This is a genomic window from Pseudomonas sp. P9_2 (assembly GCF_034008255.1).
Taxonomy (GTDB): Bacteria; Pseudomonadota; Gammaproteobacteria; order Pseudomonadales; family Pseudomonadaceae; genus Aquipseudomonas; species Aquipseudomonas synxantha_A.
Window position 1 is genome coordinate 1,561,979 of sequence record NZ_CP125376.1, and the last position, 19,020, is coordinate 1,580,998.

Consider the following 19,020-nt stretch of genomic DNA (forward strand, 5'->3'; position numbering starts at 1 on the left):
CCTTTTCGGCGGGTCAGGCGCTAGAATAGCCGGACCAATGAAAACAAAGGGACAAGGTTATCATGCGTACATTCAATCGCCTGCTGTTGACCGGTTTGATTGCACTCGCTCCGATGGCTGCCATGGCGGCAGACGATGCCCCTTCGGCAGACCCGGAAGTTACCATTCGCACGGAAGGCGACAAGACTATCCAGGAGTATCGCCAGAACGGCTTCCTGTACGCCATCAAGGTTACCCCGAAGGGCGCTCCACCTTATTTCCTGGTGCGCGCTGACGGAACCGATGCGAACTTCATCCGCTCTGACCAGCCGGATATGCTGATCCCGTCATGGAAGATCTTCGAATGGAAATGATTTCTTAATTTTAACCGGCGCTGCTAAGCCAGCGCCCGTAACGGCAGTTTTAACCATGTCTGTGTTCACCCCCCTGGCTCGGCCCGAGCTGGAAACCTTTCTCGCCCCTTATGGGCTCGGCCGCCTGCTTGATTTCCAGGGGATTGCCGCTGGCAGCGAAAACACCAATTTCTTTATCAGCCTGGAGCAGGGTGAGTTTGTCCTGACCCTGGTTGAGCGCGGCCCCGTGGCAGAAATGCCGTTCTTCATCGAACTGCTCGACGTGCTCCACGACGCCGACCTGCCGGTGCCGTACGCCTTGCGTACCACCGACGGCATCGCTTTGCGCGAACTCAAGGGCAAACCCGCCTTGCTGCAACCGCGCCTGGCCGGCAAGCACATCAAGGACGCCAACGCCCAACATTGCGCCCAGGTCGGCGGCCTGCTCGGCCACCTGCACTTGGCGACTCAGGGCGAAAAAGTGCTGGAGCGCAAGACCGACCGCGGGCTGGACTGGATGCTCAGTGAGGGCGCGCAGCTGATTTCACACCTCAACGACGCGCAGCAGCGCCTGTTGCAGGACGCGTTGAGCGAGATCGAAACCCACAAGGCTGACATCCTCGGCCTGCCACGGGCCAACGTTCACGCCGATCTGTTTCGCGACAATGCGATGTTCGAAGGCACGCACTTGACGGGCTTGATCGACTTCTACAACGCCTGCTCGGGGCCGATGCTCTACGACGTGGCGATTGCCTTGAATGACTGGTGTTCGGACGCCGATGGCGCGATCGACGGGCAACGCGCCCGGGCGCTGCTGGGGGCTTATGCAGGGCTGCGACCGTTTACTGCGAAGGAAGCCGAGCTATGGCCGACCATGCTGCGCGTGGCGTGCGTACGGTTCTGGTTGTCACGGTTGATCGCGGCGGAGTCGTTTGCCGGGCAGGATGTGTTGATTCATGACCCGGCGGAGTTCGAGCACCGGCTGCTGCAACGCCAGCAGGTCAGCGTCCACCTGCCGTTCGCGCTCTAAAGAAATGTGGGAGGGGGCAAGCTCCCTCCTGCATTTAAAGCGATTCCAGGCAACCGGCCAGGTCATTGCCCAGCTTTTCCAACACCTGCTCATAGCCCTGCGCCGTCGCCGGGGTATAGCCGCCCAACGCATCCAGCTCCGCCAGCTTCACCGGTAATCCAGCAACCAATGTCTCGGCCAAACGCGGGCGCAGCGGCGGCTCGCTGAACACACAGGTCTTACCCACCTCCTGCAACCGCGTACGCATCGCCGCCACATGCTGGGCGCCTGGCTGCACCTCGGCGGCCACGCTGAACACGCCGGCGTGCTTGAGGCCGTAAGCCTCTTCGAAGTAATCGAAGGCTTCGTGGAACACGAAGTAAGGCTTGCCTTCGACACCCGTCAAACGCGTTTTCAAGCGCGCATCCAGCGCGTCCAGACGCTCACCAAAAGCTTTGGCGTTGCTCTGATAACGCTCGGCGTTCACTGGATCAGCCGCACTGAGGTCCGCAGCCATACGCGTGGCGATTACCCGCGCATTGACTGTCGACAGCCACAAGTGTGCATCGACGCTGCCAGGACGATGATCATGATCATGGTCGCTGGCTTCATCAGCGTGAGAGTGGCTATCTTCGCCGAAAATGCGCAGTTTCATGCCCGGCAGGTCCTGCACCGCCACGGTATTTGCCGTACGGCCTTTCAACACGCGCGGCAAAAAGGTTTCCATGTCCGGCCCGATCCAATACAACAGGTCCACCGACTGCACGCGCCGTACGTCGGATGGGCGCAATGCGAAGTTATGCGGCGACGCACCCGGCGGCAGCAATACCTCCGGAACCGCCACACCGTCCTGCACCGCCGCGGCAATCAGCTGCAACGGCTTGATGCTGGTCAGCACCTTCACATCGGCCTGAGCGGCACCCGCAACGAACAAACTGGTGACAAATACGACAAAAACGGGAAAAAGTCGGGACACGATGACCACTCAATGGCGTAGGAACGGGTAACATAATAACGTCTCTATCAAATATCTGTCGCCGCTCATGCCTAAAACACCGCTTGCCAGCCGTCCCCACGACCACTCTCACTGCGTGCACACCGCATTGTCAGAGGCCGATACCCTGTGCGCACAAAAAGGCTTGCGCCTGACCGCCTTGCGTCGCCGGGTGCTGGAGTTGGTGTGGCAGAGCCACAAACCGCTGGGCGCGTACGACATTCTTGGCGTACTCAGCGAACAAGACGGCCGCCGCGCTGCACCACCTACCGTGTACCGCGCACTGGATTTCCTGCTGGAAAATGGCTTGGTTCACCGTATCGCCTCGCTCAACGCGTTTGTCGGTTGCAACCACCCGGAGCACGCGCATCAGGGCCAGTTCCTGATCTGTCGCGAGTGCCACGCGGCCATCGAGCTTGAACAAAAAAGCATCAGTGACGCCATTATCCAAAGCTCTGCCGACGTCGGCTTCAAGGTCGAGGGGCAAACGGTTGAAGTGGTCGGCCTGTGCGCGGGCTGCCAGGGGGCTTGATGAGCAACGCGTTGATCCGTCTGGAGCAGGTCGGCGTCACGTTCGCCGGGCAGAACGTGCTGGAAAACATCGCGCTGAGCGTGGAGCCGGGGCAAATCGTCACGTTGATCGGCCCCAATGGCGCAGGCAAGACCACCCTGGTGCGCGCCGTGCTTGGCCTGCTCAAGCCCGACAGCGGCAGTGTATGGCGCAAGCCCAAACTGCGCGTGGGCTATATGCCGCAAAAACTGCATGTGGACCCGACCCTGCCGCTGTCCGTATTGCGCTTCCTGCGCCTGGTGCCCGGTGTCGACCGCGCCCGTGCACAGGCCGCACTCAAGGAAGTCGGCGCCGAGCAGGTGATCGACAGCCCGGTGCAAAGCATCTCCGGCGGCGAAATGCAGCGCGTGCTGCTGGCCCGCGCCTTGTTGCGCGAGCCAGAGTTGCTGGTGCTCGATGAGCCCGTACAAGGTGTCGACGTCGCCGGCCAGGCCGAGTTGTACAGCCTGATCACCCGCCTGCGCGACCGCCATGGCTGCGGCGTGCTGATGGTCTCCCATGATCTGCACCTGGTGATGAGCACCACCGACCAGGTGGTCTGCCTCAACCGCCACGTGTGCTGCTCCGGCCACCCGGAACAGGTCAGTGGCGACCCGGCGTTCGTGGAACTGTTCGGCAAAAACGCCCAGAGCCTGGCGATCTACCACCATCATCACGACCACGCCCATGACCTGCATGGTGCCGTTGTCGATACTCCCCACGTTCATGGAGATAGCTGCAAGCATGGCTGATTTTCTGCTCTACGCCCTGCTGGCAGGCTTGGCTCTGGCACTGGTGGCGGGCCCGCTGGGCTCGTTTGTGGTCTGGCGGCGCATGGCCTATTTCGGTGACACCTTGTCCCATGCAGCGTTGCTGGGCGTGGCCATGGGCTTTCTGCTGGACGTGAGCCCGACCATCGCCGTGACCGTGGGCTGCCTGCTGCTGGCGGTACTGCTGGTGACCTTGCAACAACGCCAGCCGCTGGCCTCCGACACCCTGCTGGGCATCCTCGCGCCAAGCACCCTGTCCCTGGGCCTGGTGGTATTGAGCTTCATGCATGAAGTGCGCATCGACCTGATGGCCTACCTGTTCGGCGACCTGCTGGCGATCAGCCCGACTGATCTGGCCTGGATCCTCGGCGGCAGCGCTGGCGTACTGGTGTTGTTGGTGGCCCTGTGGCGCCCGATGCTGGCGATCACCGTGCATGAAGAACTCGCCCGGGTTGAAGGCTTGCCCGTCGCGGGGCTGCGCATGGCTCTGATGTTGCTCATCGCCGTGGTGATCGCTGTCGCGATGAAGATAGTCGGCGTATTGTTGATCACGTCGCTGCTGATCATTCCCGCCGCCGCCGCCCAGCGTCATGCCCGCTCACCGGAGCAGATGGCAATCGGCGCCAGCCTCTTGGGAATGTGTGCAGTGTGCGGGGGCCTGGCGCTGTCCTGGTTCAAGGACACGCCAGCCGGGCCGTCGATTGTGGTTACGGCGGCCGCCCTGTTTCTGCTGAGTTTTGTCCTGCCCCGTCGAGGGGTGTAGACTTGCTCGCTTTTTGCGCAAATAGAGAGTCGCAGGAATGAAGCCGTTCACCTCCCGTTATCTGCTCCTTGCCGCATTTTCCCTGCTGCTGGGTGCCTGTCAAAGCACGCCGCCCGCTGCCCCAGAGGCCCCGGACGCACGCGCTGTGGCCATCGCGCAGCTGGAGCAAAACCTGGCCAGCAGCGAGCTGGCAACCGCCGAAGACCAACTTGCGGCGTTGCAGGCCCAGTCCCCCAACGATCCCGCACTTGAGGCCTATCAGCGTCAACTGGCCGAAGCCTACCTGCAGCGCAGTCAGATCGTGCTGCAAAAAGGCGATGTCAATGCCGCCGCCACCGCCCTGAGCCGGGCCCGCGCACTGATGCCAAAAGCCCCGGCACTGACCGGTGGCGTCAACAGCGCTATCAGCCATGCGCGCAAGGCCGAGCTGGATCAGGCAGAAGCCGCGTTGAAAGCCGCCGAAGCCAAGCCTGCGGCCAAGGTCATCGACCCCGCAGCGCCGAGCACCACCGTGGCGCTGAACCTCGCGGATGTCGAAGACATGCGTCATCAGTTGGATGCCATCGCCACCGACGTGGTGAATTACCAGTGCGATGTCAGCATCCAGGTGCCACGCACCCAGGATTACCCGTGGCTGGCCACATTGCTGACCAAACGGGTGAAGCGAATTGATTCGGGGTATGACCTGAAGATTCACCGGCAGATCCTGAAACACATTCCGGCGCAGGTTGTGCTGATTCCGCGCAAGGCGGACTAAAAGCATCGCAGGCAAGCCAGCTCCCACATTTGAAGGGTGAACACATTCAAGTGTGGGAGCTGGCATGCCTGCGATGACGATCTAACAAAAAACCGATAATTTAAGCCGGAATCGCCTTGGATTTCGGCTCCCGCTCCCAAACCCGATGCTGGGCAATCGCCGCAAAGAAGGCCTTGAACGCCTTGGCATCCGCGCCCACGATCAACCCCGCATCCGCTTCCAGCTTCAGCAAGTCCAGCAACGGTTTCACATCACTGGCCACCGCAATCGCCTTGAGGTGCTTGTACGCTTCCAGTACGTAATGCAACGCCACGCCATCGCCGCTCAACGCCTTCACCGACTCCTTACCGCCCGGGATAAACACCGCGTCGAAGGCAATGGACGGCATGCCTTCCATCGAAGCGTCTACGGGTAGCGTCTTGCCATCGGCAGTGGTCACAGGCGCCGAAGTCGGGCCCAGCAACTTGGCATGGGCACCCTCTGCCTCCAGCGCTGCCTTGAGCGCATCAATTGCCGCACCATCAACGCCGTTAGCCGCCAGAATCGCCACTTTGCGCGTCTTGATATCGCCAGACAGCAAATTCACCTGGCTTAATGCCGGTGATTCCTTCAGCGATGTTTCACGTGCGGGCACTGTGCCCTTGGTCGGCGCAGGCAAGCCCAGGTTCTGCGCCACGCGCTTGGCCAGTTCCAGGTCAATGTTGGCCAGGATCTCGTTGACTTGGCGCGCCCGGATAAACTCGCGCTCAACCTTGCCCAACTCGAAGCTGTAGGCCGCGATGATGTGCTCTTTCTCGTGGTGGCTCATGCTGTTGTAGAACAACGTGGCCTGGGAGAAATGGTCGCCGAACGACTCGCTGCGCTCGCGCACCTTATTGGCATCGACGCGCTCGTAGTAGGACTCGAAACCTCCATCGGCAGGACCGGCAGGCGTTTCTTTCGGCCAGCCACCATCAATCGAGTTCGGCTCGTACGAGGCCCGCCCTTTATCGATCACGGTGCGATGTTGAGCGTCGCGCTGGCCGTTATGGAAAGGCACCACCGGGCGGTTGATCGGAATCTCATGGAAGTTGGGGCCGCCCAATCGACTGATCTGCGTATCCGTGTAGGAAAACAAGCGGCCTTGCAGCAGCGGGTCGTTGGTAAAGTCGATGCCCGGCACAATATGGCCAGGGCAAAACGCGACCTGCTCGACTTCAGCGAAGAAGTTATCCGGGTTACGGTTGAGCACCATCTTGCCCAGCGGCGTGATCGGCACCAGCTCTTCAGGGATAATTTTGGTCGGGTCGAGCAAGTCGAAATCGAACTTGTGTTCGTCTTCTTCCGCCACGATCTGCACACCCAGTTCCCACTCGGGGTAATCGCCGCTCTCAATCGATTCCCACAGGTCACGGCGGTGATAGTCGGTGTCCTTACCGGCCAGCTTTTGCGCCTCGTCCCATACCAGGGAGCACGTGCCTACTTTTGGGCGCCAGTGAAATTTCACGAAGCTGGATTTACCTTCGGTGTTGATCAAGCGGAAGGTGTGCACACCAAAACCCTGCATGGCGCGCAGGCTTTTTGGAATCGCCCGGTCAGACATGGCCCAGATCACCATGTGCGCCGACTCCGGCTGCAACGACACGAAATCCCAGAAGGTGTCGTGTGCCGAGCCGCCGGTAGGAATCTCGTTGTGCGGCTCAGGTTTTACCGCGTGTACGAAGTCAGGAAACTTGATCGCATCCTGAATGAAAAACACCGGCATGTTGTTGCCCACCAGGTCGAAGTTGCCTTCGTCGGTGAAGAACTTCACGGCAAAACCGCGCACATCGCGCACGGTGTCGCCGGAACCGCGCGGGCCCTGCACCGTGGAAAAACGCGCGAATACCGGCGTTTTATGCTCGGGCGTACGCAGGAAACCGGCCTTGGTCAGCGCCGAATGGTCACCATAGCTCTGGAAATAACCATGGGCGCCGGTACCACGGGCATGCACGATGCGCTCAGGGATACGCTCATGGTCAAAGTGCGTGATCTTTTCACGCATGATGAAGTCTTCCAGCAGCGAAGGGCCACGGGCGCCGACTTTCAGGCTGTTCTGGTTGTCGGAAATCTTCACGCCCTGGTTGGTGCGCAGGGCCTGGCCGGTCGCATCGGAACGGAATTCTTCCAACGCCTGCAATTTGGCGTTGGTATTGCCTCGGTCCAGGGTATCAGTGCCCGCGACTTCACTCTTGGGCGGGGTGGCTGGCTTCTTGGTACTCATCAGTCAAAACTCCTTAGTCAAAGTGGCCAGAGCGGTCCCCGGCTCGTTTGAGCGAAACCCCAGGCACGGCACCCGGGAGATCGAATTGCTTAAGTAGTGACTGACAGGGTTTTGCGCCGTTCCTTTTTTATGACCTTTGGTCTCGTTATTGCCAAATCGCTGGATGGATACGAAATAAATGCTAAGAAACACTAGATGGACAGGCTAAAATGCGCGCCCGGCTAACCGCTGATCCCTTTTCAATGCGCCCCACAAGGTTCGCTACGTGATCGAGTTTCAAAACGTCCATAAAACCTACCGCGTCGCCGGTAAGGATATCCCCGCACTGCACCCCACCAGCCTGCGCGTCGCCAATGGCCAGGTGTTTGGCCTGATTGGCCACTCGGGTGCGGGTAAAAGCACACTGCTGCGTCTGATCAACCGCCTGGAAGAACCCAGCGGCGGGCAGATCACGGTCGACGGTGAAGAAGTCACCGCCCTGGATGCCAACGGCCTGCGTCGCTTGCGCCAGCAGGTCGGGATGATCTTCCAGCACTTCAACCTGCTGGCGTCCAAGACCGTGGCCGACAACGTCGCTCTGCCACTGACGCTTGCCGGTGAATTGTCGCGCAAGGAGATCGACCAGCGCGTGGCTGAGCTGCTTGCTCGCGTCGGCCTGTCGGACCACGCCAGGAAGTACCCGGCGCAGTTGTCCGGCGGTCAGAAACAGCGCGTCGGTATTGCCCGCGCCCTGGCGACCAAGCCAAAGATCCTGCTGTGCGACGAAGCCACCAGCGCCCTCGACCCACAGACCACCGCGTCAGTCCTGCAACTGTTGGCCGAGATCAACCGCGAACTGAACCTGACCATCGTGCTGATCACCCATGAAATGGATGTGATCCGCCGCGTGTGTGACCAAGTTGCAGTGATGGACGCTGGCGTGATCGTCGAGCAAGGTTCGGTCGCCGATGTGTTCCTGCACCCAAAGCATCCGACCACCAAGCGTTTCGTTCAGGAAGCCGAACAGGTTGACGAAGGCGAGCAGCGCGACGACTTCGCCCACGTGCCGGGCCGTATCGTACGCCTGACGTTCCAGGGCGATGCGACCTACGCGCCATTGCTGGGTACTGTCGCTCGCGAAACAGGCGTGGACTACAGCATCCTGGCCGGTCGTATCGACCGCATCAAAGACATCCCTTACGGGCAACTGACCCTCGCCGTCACCGGCGGTGACATGGACGCCGCGTTTGCGCGCTTCACCGCCGCCGACGTTCACATGGAGGTCCTGCGCTGATGGACGTTTTCCTGAGCTTCTTTGCCAATATCGACTGGTCCGAAATCTGGCTCGCCACCGGCGACACCATGACCATGCTGTTCGGCTCGCTGTTCTTCACCGTGCTGTTGGGCCTGCCTCTGGGTGTGCTGCTGTTCCTGACCAGCCCGCGCCAGCTGTTCGAACAAAAAGGCCTGTACGCGCTGCTGTCGCTGATCGTGAATATCCTGCGCTCGCTGCCGTTCATCATCCTGTTGATCGTGATGATTCCGTTCACCGTCCTGATCACCGGTACATCGCTGGGCGTTGCCGGCGCGATCCCGCCGCTGGTCGTAGGTGCTACGCCATTCTTTGCGCGGCTGGTAGAAACGGCCCTGCGCGAAGTCGACCGCGGCATCATCGAAGCCACCCAATCCATGGGTGCAAGCACTCGCCAGATCATCACCAACGCCTTGTTGCCCGAGGCGCGCCCCGGCATTTTCGCGGCGATTACGGTGACTGCGATTACACTGGTTTCCTACACGGCCATGGCCGGTGTAGTCGGTGCTGGTGGCCTGGGTGACCTGGCGATCCGTTTTGGTTACCAGCGCTTCCAGACCGATGTGATGGTAGTCACCGTGGTAATGCTGTTGATCCTGGTGCAAATTCTGCAAACCGTCGGCGACAGGCTGGTGGTGCATTTTTCTCGAAAATAACGGCCATTGCCGGCTCACAGCCGGCAGATGCCCGAATAAGGAGCTTGCTGGATGAAAAAACTACTGGTTGCCTTCGCTGCCGTTGCCGCGTTTTCCGCCCATGCCGACACGATCAAGGTCGCCGCCTCGCCGGTGCCTCATGCGGAAATCCTCGAATTCGTGAAGCCTGCCCTTGCCAAAGAAGGCGTGGATTTGCAGGTCAAAGTTTTCACCGATTACGTGCAGCCAAACGTGCAAGTGGCTGAAAAACGCCTGGACGCCAACTTCTTCCAGCACCAGCCGTACCTGGATGAGTTCAACAAGGCCAAGGGCACTCACCTGGTGAGCGTTGGCGGCGTGCACCTGGAGCCGCTGGGCGCATACTCCAGCAAGTACAAGAAACTGGCCGACCTGCCTGACGGCGCCAACGTGGTGATCCCTAACGACGCCACCAACGGCGGTCGTGCGCTGTTGCTGCTGGCCAAGAACGGTCTGATCACCCTGAAGGACCCGACCAACATCCTGTCGACCATCAAGGACATCACCGGCAACGATAAAAAACTCAAGTTCCGCGAACTGGAAGCCGCCACCCTGCCACGCGTGCTGACCCAGGTCGACCTGGCGCTGATCAACACCAACTACGCCCTGGAAGCCAAGCTGGACCCATCCAAGGATGCCCTGGTCATCGAAGGCAGCGACTCGCCTTATGTAAACATCCTGGTGACCCGGGAAGACAACAAGGATTCGGACGCAGTGAAGAAGCTGGTTGCAGCTTTGCACACGCCTGAAGTGAAAAAATTCATCGAAGAGAAGTACAAAGGCGCGATCAAGCCGGCGTTCTGATGCCCCGATCTCCAACACACCGGAGATCAAAATGTGGGAGGGGGCTTGCCCCCTCCCACATTTGCTTTGTGTTGCCTGCTACTTGCGCTGTAGCAAGCCTGGTAACTGCGCTACCAGCTTCTGGTTGTTCAACGGCGCACGGATAAACCCACGCTGGGTACCGTCCGGGCCGATCAGCGCCAGGTTGCCGCTGTGGTCCACGGTGTAGTTCGGCTTGCTGGTATCTGCCGGAATGAAGGGGATGCTCACGGCATTCGAAACCTTCTGCACATCCTCAACATTCGCGCCGGTCAGGCCCTGGAATTGCGGGTCGAAGTAACCCAGGTACTGCTTGAGCTGGGCCGGAGTATCGCGGTTCGGATCGACGCTGACCAAAATCACCTGCAACTTATCCACAGCCTCTTTGGGCAGCTCGCTCTTGATCTGGCGCAGCTGGGCGAGGGTGGTCGGGCAGATATCCGGGCAGAAGGTGTAGCCGAAGAACAACAGGCTCCACTTGCCTTTCAATTCATTGGCCAGCACCGGCTGGCCGTCCTGGTTGGTCATGCTCACTGCGGGCAACTGGCGGCTTTGCGGCAGCAGGATGATGCCGGCGTCGATCAGCGCGGTCGGATCGCCCTGGCCTTTTCCCGAGAGCACTTTGTTGACGGTCAGGCCCATGATCAACGCCACCAGGGCCACGAGGATGAAGACGGTTTTTTGAGTTCGAGTCATAGGTTCAACAGTAAGTAGTGGTCTACGAGCAGGGCGATAAACAGCAACAGCAAGTACCAGATAGAGTACTTGAACGTGTTGATCGCCGCGTGCGGCTGGGTGCCACGGTACAGCACCCAGGCCCATTGCAGAAAGCGTGCGCCCAAAACCAGGGCGCAGGCCAGGTAGAGCACGCCACTCATATGGATGACATAGGGCATCAGGCTCACCGCCAGCAAAGCGAAGGTATATAGCAGGATATGCACCTTGGTGTAGTGCTCGCCATGGGTGACCGGCAACATGGGGATGTCGGCCTTGGCGTATTCCTCTTTGCGGTGAATGGCCAGGGCCCAGAAGTGCGGCGGGGTCCAGGCGAAGATAATCAGCACCAACAGCAGCGGCTCGGCACTCACATGCCCGGTGACGGCCACCCAACCCAGCAGCGGCGGTGCTGCCCCGGCGAGGCCACCGATGACGATATTTTGCGGGGTCGCTCGCTTGAGAAAGCCGGTATAGATCACCGCGTACCCGAGCAGCGACGCCAATGTCAGCCAGGCCGCCAGAGGGTTGGTGAACGCCAGCAGCAGCGCCAGGCCCGCCACCGCCAGCAACAACGCAAAGGCCAATGCTGCAGCGGGCGATACACGGCCCTCAGCCAGTGGCCGCTTATGGGTGCGCGCCATCAGCGCATCAATCCGCCGATCGACCACATGGTTAACCGCCGCCGCGCCGCCTGCACACAGGGCAATGCCCAGGTTACCGAACACCAGCACCGTCCACGGCACGCCAGCGCGAGTGGCCAGGAACATGCCCACCAGCGAGGTGATCAGCATCAGCACCACCACTTTGGGCTTGGTCAGCTCCAGATAGTCACGCCAGATTGCCCGATCGTGACCTGCGCCGATCAGGGTCGCCATGGCATCTCTCCTTTAAGGGTGATCAGGCCTGATACCTGTTTGCGCGGGACAAACCGCCAACCCAGCGGCAGTGGGTCGCGAACCCGGACCAGGCTCGTGCGGGCGTGGTAATTGACCAGCACCAGGCTCAGCAACAAGGCCGCTCCACCCGCGTTGTGACCCACCGCCACCGGCAGCGGCAGGCCGAACGCCACATTGCTCACACCCAGGCAGATTTGCGCAGACAGGGCGATCAGCAGCAAGCCCGCCAACCGCGTCATGCCCACTGCACGCAGTTGCCAGGCCAACCCCAATAGCACCAAGGTGACCAGTACCGCGCCGATGCGATGGGTCAGGTGGATCGCCGTGCGCGCCTCGCTATCAAGTTGGCCGCCCAGGTAATTGGGGCCGATATGCTGGGTCAGGTGAAAGCCATTGGCAAAATCCGCCGCCGGCCACCACTGGCCGTGGCAGGTCGGCAGGTCGACACAGGCCACGGCCGCGTAGTTGGAACTGACCCAACCGCCCAGCGCGATCTGCCCGATTACCAGTACCAGCCCCGCCGTTGCCCAATATTGCAGGCGCCTGGGCACGATCAGCGCCGGCAGCACGCCGGATAAACGCAGGGTCAGCAAAAACAGCAAGCTCAAGGTCGCAAAACCACCCAACAGGTGCCCGGTGACGACTTGTGGCCACAGCTTCAAGGTCACCGTCCACATGCCAAAGGCCGCCTGGGCGAACACCACCACCAATACAAACAATGGCAGCTTCACCGGATGGCCCGGGTCGCGTCGATGGCTCCACGCACGCGCCGCCAGCAGCGCGATCAGCAGACCCAGGGTGCCGGCGAAGTAGCGATGGGTCATTTCTGCCCAGCCCTTATCGGCCTCTACCGGCGTATCCGGAAAATGCAGTTCGGCGTGGGCCAACTGGGCTGCGCTTTGCGGCACGCTGATAAAGCCGTAGCAACCGGGCCAGTCCGGGCAGCCGAGCCCCGCGTGGGTCAGCCGGGTATAGGCGCCGAGCAGCACGACGATCAGCGCCAGCAAGGTGGCAAACAGCGCGAGGCGAAATCCAGGCTTGGCCATGACGGTGCCCCTATCCGATGTTCGACAGTTTCAGCAGCAGGCGCAGGTCGTTGAGCAAGTCCTTGCCCTTGACCTTGGCGTCGTAGCGCAGCACCAGGTTGCCGTGGGGGTCGACGATCCACAGTTGAGCCTCGCCGGGCGCCGCGGCGTTCCTGGCAAAGGTCGACACATCCAGAGGGTAGCGCTGCAGTTGTGGGTATTCAGCCTTGAGCTTGGCCTCGTAGTCGGTGCTCAGCGGTTGCGCAGCCGCCAGGGCATGATTGGCGCGGGACGCATCACGGCCAAGGCTGATTTGCAGTTGGCGCGCCAGGTACACCAGTTGTTGGCAATCGCCGGCGCAGGCGGTAGGTGCGGTGACCAACAGTTGCCAACGACCTTCAGCGGCCTGCACGCCGATATCGGCACGGGTCTGGCCGTTGCCGATCAGTTCACCGTGATAGCTGCGGCTGTCCGGCACCCAGAACTGCAACTTGTACATGAAGGTGGCCAGCGCCATCGGACCGATCACCATCATGAGGATCAAAATCAGCTGCCAGCGCCCTTTGCGCCGGTCCGGCGTTTCAGACGTGCTGGGTGGATTCATGGCCGCTCCCATGGGGCTTCTCCTTTTTGTTGTGCCATCCGAGGTAGAGGTAAAGCACCAGCAACGCCAGTGCCATGGCGAACCACTGCACGGCGTAGGCCAAGTGTTTTTCCGGGCCCATGGCAACGATTGGCCAGGTGGTTTCGTACGTACCGGGGCCCGCTTCGGCACGTAGTTCGTAGGCAAAGCCGCTGCGCCCCAGCTCGCTCCACAGCGCGGCGGGATGCAGTGCAGTGAGCAAGCGTGGCCATTGCGCGCTGGCAGGGTCGGGATGCAGCTGGAAGGTCTCGCCGGGGGCGACGTACACCCACGCGTCGAGATTCAATGCCTGCTCAGGCGTGGAGAAGGCCGGCGGCGTGCGCCGGTCCGGCCACGGCAACCAGCCACGATTAAGCAGTAGCCACAGGCCGCTGGCCTGGTCCTGAAAGGGTTGCAGCAGCTCGACACCCGCCTTGCCGTCACGCATACGGTTATCCAGCAATACGCTGTGCGCAGCGTCTAATTGCCCGCGAAGATGGACGCGGCGAAAGGCAGGGTCGGCCATATCATTGAGCTGCGCGCTGCTGATCGGCTCGGCAGCGCGGCGCTCGGCATAACGCTCCACCAGCAGCTGTTTTTCATGCCCACGGGACAGTTGCCAGAACCCCAGGCTCACCATGAGCGGCAGCAACACCAGCACCACCAGCGTCGGCGCGATACCTGGACGAAAGCGCTGCATGGCACTGGCTATACTGGATCTCATCGCCCCTCCCTCTGTAGCCCTGGAGCCAGACCATGCTCAAAGCAGCCATTGCCCTGATGCTGATCGCGACTGTCGTGAGCCTGTTCAGTGGCCTGTTCTTCCTGGGCAAGGACGAGGGCAACTCCAACCGCCTCGTCACTGCCTTGACCGTGCGTGTGGTACTGGCCGTGATCACCGTGGGCTTGATCGCCTGGGGCTTTTTCAGCGGCCAACTGGTCTCTCATGCGCCTTGGTAATCCGCCTCACAGCACATAAACAAAGAAAAACAACCCGATCCACACCACGTCCACAAAGTGCCAATACCAACTGGCCGCCTCGAAGCCGAACTGGTGCTCGGCGTTGAAATGCCCACGCAGGATGCGCATCAGCATCACGAATAAAATGATGGTGCCGATGGTTACGTGGGCGCCGTGAAAGCCCGTCAGCATGAAGAACGTGGCGCCGTATACCCCTGAACCCAGAGTCAGGCCCAGTTCTTTATAGGCGTGGATGTACTCCTCGGCCTGGAACCCGAGAAACGCCAGGCCCAGCAGCACGGTGATCGCCAGCCAGATCTTCAGCGCACCCCGATGGCCTTTACGCAGGGCATGGTGGGCGATGGTGATGGTCACGCTGGAGCTCACCAGCAGGATGGTATTCACCAACGGCAGGCCCCACGGGCTGATGGTGCCTTCAGGCGCAGGATAGAGCTTGGGGTCAGGGTTATTGAGCAAGGGCCAGGCGAACTCGAAGTTCGGCCACAGCATATGCGCAACGCCTTTAGAGCCCTCACCTGCCAGCCACGGCGCCGACATGTGCCGCACATAAAACAGTGCACCGAAGAACGCGATAAAGAACATCACCTCCGAAAAGATGAACCAGGTCATGCCCCAGCGAAACGAGCGGTCCATTTGCGCGCTGTACAGCCCGGCGCGACTTTCCTTGATCACCGCACCGAACCAGCCAAACAGCATGTAGGCCAACAACAGGCCGCCCACGAAAAAGATCCACGGCCCGTGGGATTCGGGGCGCGCAGCCTTCAAGTCGTTGAACCACACCGCCAGGCCGTACACGGTGACCAGCAGGCCAATCGTGGCAATTATCGGCCATTTGCTTTGCGCTGGTACGTAGTACGTATCATGAGTCGACATGTATTCGCTCTCCTGATTGAGGGGGCAAACAGTAGCTAGCCCCCGGTCCTCGCGGCCACCGGCGGTTGGCGCGCAGTGATATCGAACAGCGTGTACGCCAGGGTCAAATGCTTCACATCCTTGGGCATCGCCCGATCGACGATAAAACGCACCGGCATCTCGATACGCTCACCCGGCTGAAGCACTTGCTGGGTGAAGCAAAAGCATTCGGTCTTGTGGAAATACATGGCCGCTTCGGCCGGGGAAATACTCGGGATCGCCTGGGCGGTCATCGGCTTATTGGTGGGGTTGTAAGCCACGAACAGCATCTCGTTGACCGCCCCCGGGTTGACCACAATCTCATCGGCCTTGGAATGAAATTCCCAGACCATGTCGATGGCGTTGGTGGACAGAAACTGCACCCGAACCTGACGTGAGGGGTCGACCATTTGCTCGCCCTCGTACTGCCCGGCGGTCTTGCCATTGATGCCGAAGGCCTTGCACATCACGTCGTAGATCGGCACCAGCGCGAAGCCGAAGGCGAACATCGCCAGTACCAGGATCAGCAGGCGGGTGACCAGGCGTTTGATCGGTACGGACTCAGCCATGACACTCACCCAAGGCTGGTGCGCCCCTCCCACATGGACCGCGTTCGCAACACACAGAGGTATTCATTTGACCTCCGGCGGTGTGGTGAAGGTGTGATACGGCGCGGGCGAGGGCACGCTCCATTCCAGGCCCTCGGCGCCATCCCAGGGCTTGGCCGGTGCCGGCGTACCCCCACGGATGCACTTGATGACAATGAACAGGAAGAAGATCTGTGTGGCGCCGAACATAAAGGCACCAATGGACGAAACCATGTTGAAGTCGGCGAATTGCAGGTTGTAGTCCGGCACCCGCCGCGGCATACCCGCCAGCCCTACAAAGTGCATGGGGAAGAACGCCATGTTCATGCCCACGAAAGACAGCCAGAAATGCAACTTGCCCAGGGTTTCGTCGTACATGTGGCCAGTCCATTTCGGCAGCCAGTAGTAGGCCGAAGCGAAGATCCCGAAGATCGCGCCGGGCACCAGTACGTAATGGAAGTGCGCCACCACAAAGTAGGTGTCGTGGTACTGGAAGTCCGCCGGGGCAATCGCCAGCATCAGCCCGGAGAAGCCGCCAATGGTGAACAGGATCACGAAGGCCACCGCAAACAGCATCGGCGTCTCGAACGTCAGCGAGCCCTGCCACATGGTGCTGACCCAGTTGAATACCTTCACCCCCGTGGGCACGGCGATCAGCAGGGTGGCGTACATGAAGAACAATTCCCCCACCAGCGGAATGCCCACCACAAACATGTGGTGCGCCCACACGATGAACGACAGGAACGCGATGCTCGCCGTGGCGTAGACCATCGAGGTGTAGCCAAACAGCGGCTTGCGCGAGAAGGTCGGGATGATCGAGCTGACGGCGCCAAACGCCGGCAGAATCATGATGTACACCTCGGGATGGCCAAAGAACCAGAACACATGCTGGAACAGCACCGGATCACCGCCACCGGCCGCGCTGAAGAAGCTGGTACCGAAGTGGATATCCATCAGCATCATGGTCACGCAGCCCGCCAGCACCGGCATCACCGCGATCAGCAGGAACGCGGTGATCAGCCAGGTCCACACGAACAAGGGCATTTTCATCAAGGTCATGCCGGGGGCACGCAGATTGAGGATGGTGGCGACCACGTTGATCGCGCCCATGATCGAACTGATGCCCATCAGGTGGATGGCAAAGATAAAGAACGTCACGCTTTCCGGCGCATAGGTGGTGGAAAGCGGCGCATAGAAAGTCCAACCGAAGTTCGGCCCGCCACCGGGGCTGAACAAGGTGGAAACCAGCAGCAGGAACGCCGCCGGCAGCAGCCAGAAGCTGAAATTGTTCATGCGCGGCAGGGCCATGTCCGGCGCGCCGATCATCAGCGGGATCATCCAGTTGGCCAGCCCGACGAAGGCCGGCATCACCGCGCCGAACACCATGATCAAGCCGTGCATGGTGGTCATCTGGTTGAAAAACGCCGGTTGCACGATCTGCAGACCCGGCTGAAACAGCTCGGCGCGGATCACCATGGCAAACGAGCCACCGAGCAGGAACATGGTGAAGGCAAACCACAGGTACATCGTGCCGATGTCTTTGTGGTTGGTGGTCAGCACCCAGCGCATCAAGCCTTTGGCGGGGCCGTGGGCATGGTCGGCATGACCGTGGTCAATCACAGTGCTCATGGCCGTTCTCCTGCAAGCGAGTGAGCGGGGCGATTCAGGGTATTGGCGTTGAAAGTAGTCATTTGCTTTCGGCCTGTTTCAAAGCCAGCACGTCTTTGGGCGTGACCATGTCGCCTTTGTTATTGCCCCAGGCGTTACGCTCGTAAGTCACCACGGCGGCGATATCCACTTCCGAGAGTTGTTTGCCGAAGGCTGCCATCGCGGTGCCGGGCTTACCGTGGAAGACGATGCCCAGGTGATCGGCGGCGGGGCCGGTAGCGATTTTCGAGCCCTTGAGCGCCGGGAACATCGGCGGCAAACCTTGGCCCTCAGCCTGGTGACAGGCAACGCAGGTGGTGTGATAGACCTTGTCGCCACGGGCCACCAGTTCGTCCAGCGTCCACTCTTTGGAGGTCAGCTCCTTGAGCTTGGCCGCTTCTTCCTTGCGCTCGCCGAGCCAGGTGTCGTAGTCGGCCCTGGACTTGACCTCGACCACGATGGGCATGAAGCCGTGGTCCTTGCCGCAAAGCTCGGCGCACTGGCCGCGGTAGATGCCGGGTTTCTCGACACGGGTCCAGGCCTCGTTGACGAAGCCCGGGATGGCATCGCGCTTGACCGCAAAGGCCGGCACCCACCAGGAGTGGATCACGTCGGCGGCGGTCACCAGAAAGCGCACCTTGGCACCCACCGGCAACACCAGCGGCTGGTCGACTTCCAACAGGTAATGTTCGCCCTTGGTGGCCTGGTTATGAATCTGCTCGGCGGGCGTGGCCAGGTTGCTGAAGAACTCCACATCCTGGCCCAGGTATTTGTAGTGCCACTTCCACTGGTAGCCGGTGACCTGGATATCGATATCCGACTCACTGCTGTCGTAGATGTTGATCAGGGTCTTGGTCGCCGGAATCGCCATGGCCACCAGGATCAGCAGGGGCACGACCGTCCAGAGAATTTCCACCGTGGTGCTCTCGTGGAACTTGGCTGCGACCTGGCCCGTGGATCGCCGGTGCAAAATCATCGACCAGAACATCGCGCCAAACACGACGATGCCGATCACCACACAGATCCAGAAAATGGTCATGTGCAGGTCAAACACGGCGTGACTGACTTCAGTAGCCCCTGGCGCCATATTCGTTGTCCAGGCGGCGTGCGCCTGGCCGAATACCGACCACAACAGGAGGCCCATCCATACGTGTGGATGTCGCGTCATTGCGGGTTCCCCTTTATGTTTCTTGTTATCCCGCCGGTTTGCACCTGCGGCCAAGGGAGCGGCTTCCATACTGCTTACAACCGCCAAGCCTTGCCTGCGCCATGCAGTTGGGCGTCATCAGCTAATTGCGTACAAAATCGAGTATAGACAGCCCTAGCAACCCCGCAATGTGTGGGGGCAAATGAATAGAAACAGACAGACGGACCCCGTAAAATGGGCGGCGGAATCGTTTATCCGACGAACGATGGCATTTCGATATAACGCCTGCGTATAACCATGAAA

At 60.6% G+C, this 19,020-nt stretch carries 21 protein-coding genes; 10 read left to right on the top strand and 11 right to left on the bottom strand.

Annotation, left to right across the window (positions count from 1 at the left end; all coding sequences use genetic code 11):
- The first annotated feature begins 62 nt into the window (after positions 1–62).
- Positions 63–353 (top strand): DUF2782 domain-containing protein, encoded by a 291-nt coding sequence (locus QMK52_RS06745; protein WP_003187366.1) that lies wholly within the window; start codon positions 63–65, stop codon positions 351–353.
- Positions 354–408: 55 nt separating this feature from the next.
- Complete coding sequence (locus QMK52_RS06750; protein ID WP_005783446.1) at positions 409–1,362, top strand: homoserine kinase; 954 nt, start codon at positions 409–411, stop codon at positions 1,360–1,362.
- Between the two features lie 34 nt (positions 1,363–1,396).
- Here the strand turns inward: QMK52_RS06750 and QMK52_RS06755 are convergent, their stop codons facing one another.
- Positions 1,397–2,326, bottom strand: a complete 930-nt coding sequence (locus QMK52_RS06755) for a zinc ABC transporter substrate-binding protein (protein WP_320403949.1) — start codon at positions 2,324–2,326, stop codon at positions 1,397–1,399.
- A 58-nt stretch (positions 2,327–2,384) separates the two neighbouring features.
- Here QMK52_RS06755 and zur point away from each other — a divergent pair, with 58 nt between their 5' ends.
- Genes zur through QMK52_RS06775 form a run of 4 tightly spaced genes read left to right on the top strand, consistent with a single transcriptional unit; the run spans position 2,385 to position 5,175 of the window.
- On the top strand, positions 2,385–2,867 hold the full coding sequence (gene zur, locus QMK52_RS06760; RefSeq protein ID WP_005783442.1) for a zinc uptake transcriptional repressor Zur: 483 nt from the start codon (positions 2,385–2,387) through the stop codon (positions 2,865–2,867).
- Complete coding sequence (znuC, locus tag QMK52_RS06765; protein WP_005783440.1) at positions 2,867–3,637, top strand: zinc ABC transporter ATP-binding protein ZnuC; 771 nt, start codon at positions 2,867–2,869, stop codon at positions 3,635–3,637. Before zur ends, znuC begins: the two co-directional genes overlap by 1 nt.
- Positions 3,630–4,418 carry a zinc ABC transporter permease subunit ZnuB gene (gene znuB / locus QMK52_RS06770; RefSeq protein ID WP_032878556.1) on the top strand — a complete coding sequence of 263 codons (789 nt, stop codon included), beginning with the start codon at positions 3,630–3,632 and terminating at the stop codon, positions 4,416–4,418. Before znuC ends, znuB begins: the two co-directional genes overlap by 8 nt.
- 37 nt (positions 4,419–4,455) lie before the next feature.
- Entirely contained in the window at positions 4,456–5,175 is a 720-nt protein-coding gene (locus QMK52_RS06775) for a PA5502 family lipoprotein (protein WP_005783438.1), read from the top strand.
- A gap of 100 nt (positions 5,176–5,275) precedes the next feature.
- Here the strand turns inward: QMK52_RS06775 and katE are convergent, their stop codons facing one another.
- Positions 5,276–7,417: a catalase HPII gene (katE, locus tag QMK52_RS06780; RefSeq protein ID WP_148854271.1), complete on the bottom strand. Its 2,142-nt coding sequence runs from the start codon at positions 7,415–7,417 to the stop codon at positions 5,276–5,278.
- Positions 7,418–7,682: 265 nt separating this feature from the next.
- Here katE and QMK52_RS06785 point away from each other — a divergent pair, with 265 nt between their 5' ends.
- The 3 genes from QMK52_RS06785 to QMK52_RS06795 are packed head-to-tail and all read left to right on the top strand — an operon-like array spanning position 7,683 to position 10,186.
- Positions 7,683–8,690, top strand: a complete 1,008-nt coding sequence (locus QMK52_RS06785) for a methionine ABC transporter ATP-binding protein (RefSeq protein ID WP_320403950.1) — start codon at positions 7,683–7,685, stop codon at positions 8,688–8,690.
- On the top strand, positions 8,690–9,364 hold the full coding sequence (locus tag QMK52_RS06790; protein ID WP_005783435.1) for a methionine ABC transporter permease: 675 nt from the start codon (positions 8,690–8,692) through the stop codon (positions 9,362–9,364). Before QMK52_RS06785 ends, QMK52_RS06790 begins: the two co-directional genes overlap by 1 nt.
- A gap of 51 nt (positions 9,365–9,415) precedes the next feature.
- A complete protein-coding gene (locus QMK52_RS06795; RefSeq protein WP_320403951.1) occupies positions 9,416–10,186 on the top strand; it encodes a MetQ/NlpA family ABC transporter substrate-binding protein in 771 nt (256 codons plus the stop codon).
- 78 nt (positions 10,187–10,264) lie between these two features.
- On the opposite strand, the gene QMK52_RS06800 is transcribed toward QMK52_RS06795, so the two are convergent.
- From QMK52_RS06800 to QMK52_RS06820, 5 genes are read right to left on the bottom strand one after another with little or no spacing between them, the layout of a single operon-like run.
- Positions 10,265–10,900, bottom strand: coding sequence for an SCO family protein (locus QMK52_RS06800; protein ID WP_005783433.1), 636 nt, complete (start codon positions 10,898–10,900; stop codon positions 10,265–10,267).
- Positions 10,897–11,796 (bottom strand): heme o synthase, encoded by a 900-nt coding sequence (gene cyoE / locus QMK52_RS06805; RefSeq protein ID WP_005783432.1) that lies wholly within the window; start codon positions 11,794–11,796, stop codon positions 10,897–10,899. Before cyoE ends, QMK52_RS06800 begins: the two co-directional genes overlap by 4 nt.
- On the bottom strand, positions 11,784–12,863 hold the full coding sequence (locus QMK52_RS06810) for a COX15/CtaA family protein (RefSeq protein ID WP_005783431.1): 1,080 nt from the start codon (positions 12,861–12,863) through the stop codon (positions 11,784–11,786). Before QMK52_RS06810 ends, cyoE begins: the two co-directional genes overlap by 13 nt.
- 10 nt (positions 12,864–12,873) lie before the next feature.
- The gene (locus QMK52_RS06815; RefSeq protein WP_122732793.1) at positions 12,874–13,458 is read right to left on the bottom strand and encodes a hypothetical protein; all 585 of its coding nucleotides are present in this window, start codon (positions 13,456–13,458) and stop codon (positions 12,874–12,876) included.
- Positions 13,424–14,188, bottom strand: coding sequence for an SURF1 family protein (locus QMK52_RS06820; RefSeq protein ID WP_005783429.1), 765 nt, complete (start codon positions 14,186–14,188; stop codon positions 13,424–13,426). Before QMK52_RS06820 ends, QMK52_RS06815 begins: the two co-directional genes overlap by 35 nt.
- Positions 14,189–14,220: 32 nt before the next feature.
- Between QMK52_RS06820 and QMK52_RS06825 the strand changes: the two genes are divergently transcribed.
- Positions 14,221–14,424, top strand: coding sequence for a twin transmembrane helix small protein (locus QMK52_RS06825; protein ID WP_320403952.1), 204 nt, complete (start codon positions 14,221–14,223; stop codon positions 14,422–14,424).
- A 6-nt stretch (positions 14,425–14,430) separates the two neighbouring features.
- On the opposite strand, the gene QMK52_RS06830 is transcribed toward QMK52_RS06825, so the two are convergent.
- The 4 genes from QMK52_RS06830 to coxB form a co-directional block, all read right to left on the bottom strand.
- Complete coding sequence (locus QMK52_RS06830) at positions 14,431–15,318, bottom strand: cytochrome c oxidase subunit 3 (RefSeq protein ID WP_194439677.1); 888 nt, start codon at positions 15,316–15,318, stop codon at positions 14,431–14,433.
- 35 nt (positions 15,319–15,353) lie between these two features.
- Positions 15,354–15,905: a cytochrome c oxidase assembly protein gene (locus QMK52_RS06835; RefSeq protein ID WP_005783426.1), complete on the bottom strand. Its 552-nt coding sequence runs from the start codon at positions 15,903–15,905 to the stop codon at positions 15,354–15,356.
- A gap of 63 nt (positions 15,906–15,968) precedes the next feature.
- Positions 15,969–17,552 (bottom strand): cytochrome c oxidase subunit I, encoded by a 1,584-nt coding sequence (gene ctaD, locus QMK52_RS06840; RefSeq protein WP_005783425.1) that lies wholly within the window; start codon positions 17,550–17,552, stop codon positions 15,969–15,971.
- Between the two features lie 58 nt (positions 17,553–17,610).
- Positions 17,611–18,738 carry a cytochrome c oxidase subunit II gene (gene coxB, locus QMK52_RS06845; protein ID WP_005783424.1) on the bottom strand — a complete coding sequence of 376 codons (1,128 nt, stop codon included), beginning with the start codon at positions 18,736–18,738 and terminating at the stop codon, positions 17,611–17,613.
- Positions 18,739–19,020: the final 282 nt, after the last annotated feature.